This is a genomic window from Streptomyces albipurpureus, assembly GCF_023701525.1.
In the GTDB taxonomy this organism is placed as follows: domain Bacteria; phylum Actinomycetota; class Actinomycetes; order Streptomycetales; family Streptomycetaceae; genus Streptomyces; species Streptomyces albipurpureus.
The window spans coordinates 1-1,693 of sequence record NZ_JAMQAW010000129.1 but is presented as its reverse complement, the minus strand read 5'-3'; the positions used below and the strand labels follow the sequence as shown (position 1 = coordinate 1,693).

General features: G+C 72.0%; 4 protein-coding genes and 1 pseudogene. All 5 read right to left on the bottom strand.

Annotation, left to right across the window (positions count from 1 at the left end; all coding sequences use genetic code 11):
* Positions 1–29 precede the first annotated feature (29 nt).
* A complete protein-coding gene (locus NBG84_RS41780) occupies positions 30–302 on the bottom strand; it encodes a response regulator transcription factor (RefSeq protein WP_425608793.1) in 273 nt (90 codons plus the stop codon).
* A complete protein-coding gene (locus NBG84_RS40240; protein WP_250924705.1) occupies positions 299–601 on the bottom strand; it encodes a hypothetical protein in 303 nt (100 codons plus the stop codon). The genes NBG84_RS41780 and NBG84_RS40240 overlap by 4 nt, the downstream gene beginning before the upstream one ends.
* Positions 598–774: a zinc finger domain-containing protein gene (locus NBG84_RS41775; protein ID WP_425608792.1), complete on the bottom strand. Its 177-nt coding sequence runs from the start codon at positions 772–774 to the stop codon at positions 598–600. Before NBG84_RS41775 ends, NBG84_RS40240 begins: the two co-directional genes overlap by 4 nt.
* Entirely contained in the window at positions 774–1,484 is a 711-nt protein-coding gene (locus NBG84_RS40235) for a zinc finger domain-containing protein (protein ID WP_250924704.1), read from the bottom strand. Before NBG84_RS40235 ends, NBG84_RS41775 begins: the two co-directional genes overlap by 1 nt.
* Positions 1,481–1,693, bottom strand: a pseudogene (locus NBG84_RS40230) (hypothetical protein); the annotation flags it as partial. The gene NBG84_RS40235 and the pseudogene NBG84_RS40230, both read right to left, overlap by 4 nt.

The window sequence follows — 1,693 nt, the reverse complement described above, 5'->3', positions numbered from 1 at the left end:
ACGGGCGGGTGACTGGTCCTCGCGGGCGCTCACCGGGCACCCCCAGTGGGCCTGAGGGTAGTCCGCTGCGATGTAACGGCCACAAGCTGGATGCCTTCCACTCTGAGGACTCCGGTCCGAAGTGTGATGGCGACAGCGTGGGCACGGTCACGGGCGCGGAGGACGCGGAAGGCGCGTCGCAGGTGTGCTTTGACGGTGAGGGGGCTGATGCCGAGAGCCTCGCCGGTCTGCTGGTTGTTGTGGCCTTGGGCGATGTGGGCGATCACTTCGATTTCGCGGGCCGAGAGTCGGCGGCGGTTCATGAATATCTCCTACGGGACTTGCGGTGGGTTTCGAGACGCGTGACGCCTGCCGGCAGTGGGGGCTCGGCTTGCCGTGTGGGGCAGGTGGCGACGTGGGGTTTGTGGAGGCGTTCCCACCCGCAGAGCGGGAGTTCGAGGGTGGGGCGGCGGGAGCACCAGGCGCCGGTGCCGTCGCGCCAGACCGCGGTGTTGCCCGCAGGGTCGGGGGTGGGGTCGACGGCCAGTCGCTTCCCGGCCTGGGTGATGGTCCAGCGGATGGGGCGGTGGCAGTCGGTGCAGGTGAAGGTTCGGGTGGTCATGGTGGGTCCTGGTGGGCGGGCGGAGCTTCTACGTCGGTACTGACTGCGGTCAGGCGGGCGTCGTGCGGGGTGGGGAGTCGGCGGCCGTTGCTGGGCACGGTGCAGGGTTCGCCGGTGGGGGCGTGGCACCAGGGGCAACGGACGGAGAGCCGTGTGGGGACGTGGCGGGGCATCAGGTGACGTCCTCGAAGGCGGGGGTCTGACGCGCAGTGGCGCGGGCGACTGCGTGCGCGGAGGCAGCGAGTCGACGCTCCTGCTCGCGGGCCTCTTCGACGGGGTCGATCGGGGGGAGCCCGGCGGCGCGGCGCTTGGCGTCGTCGAGGCGGCCGGGGTGGACGTCTCGCATCCGGCGGCCACGAACTTCGCAGCTGGCCCCGGGAAGGGCCTGGCAAATTCGGCAGCTGATTGCGCGTGGGTTGACGATGCCTTCGCGGGCGGTGGGGACGGCCTGACTGACGGCGGCGCGGGCCGCAGCGATGCGGTTGGTGTACGGGCCGGGCTCGCCCGGCGGAAGGGCGAGGCGGTCGACGGTACCGAGGGCGACGGACGGGGTTCGGGGCGGAAGTTGTCCGTCAGCGGCGGCGCGGACGAGGGCGCGGCGGGACACGGCGGACTGCGCGCCGGTCTCGCTCGGGTCGCCGTCGTAGACGACGTGCGCCAGCTCGATGCGCTCCTCGCGACGGGCCTTGATCTCGTCGACGATCTCGGCGGGGCTGATCCAGCGCTGGCGGCGGGCGACGGCGATGACGGCGGTGCGGGCTTCGGCGACCGCGTACGGCTTGAGGATCTCGCCCCAGACGTCGGGGGTGAACTCGTTGAACCGCTGTGCGGGGCAGGCCGCGGCGACGTACTCGGCGATCTGAACCGCTTCTTCTTCGGTCACGGGGTCTGTCCTTCCTGGTGCTGGGCGGCGCGGGCGGCGGCACGTGCGCGGGCCCGGTCGAAGACGGTTTCGCCGGAGGGCGGGCCGGGGCGCTGCGGCGTCGAACCGGCGTTCATGACCTCGTTGACGACGGAGGGGAGCGTGGAGGGGTGGAGGCCCTTGGCCATCCAGGTGGCGATGCCGCGCCGGATGTCATTCGGGTCGATGCG

Excerpts from the sequence above, each read along its gene's own strand:
- NBG84_RS41780 (WP_425608793.1), bottom strand. The coding sequence starts at position 302 with ATGAACCGCCGCCGACTCTCGGCCCGCGAAATCGAAGTGATCGCCCAC.
- NBG84_RS40240 (WP_250924705.1), bottom strand. The coding sequence starts at position 601 with ATGACCACCCGAACCTTCACCTGCACCGACTGCCACCGCCCCATCCGC.
- NBG84_RS41775 (WP_425608792.1), bottom strand. The coding sequence starts at position 774 with ATGCCCCGCCACGTCCCCACACGGCTCTCCGTCCGTTGCCCCTGGTGC.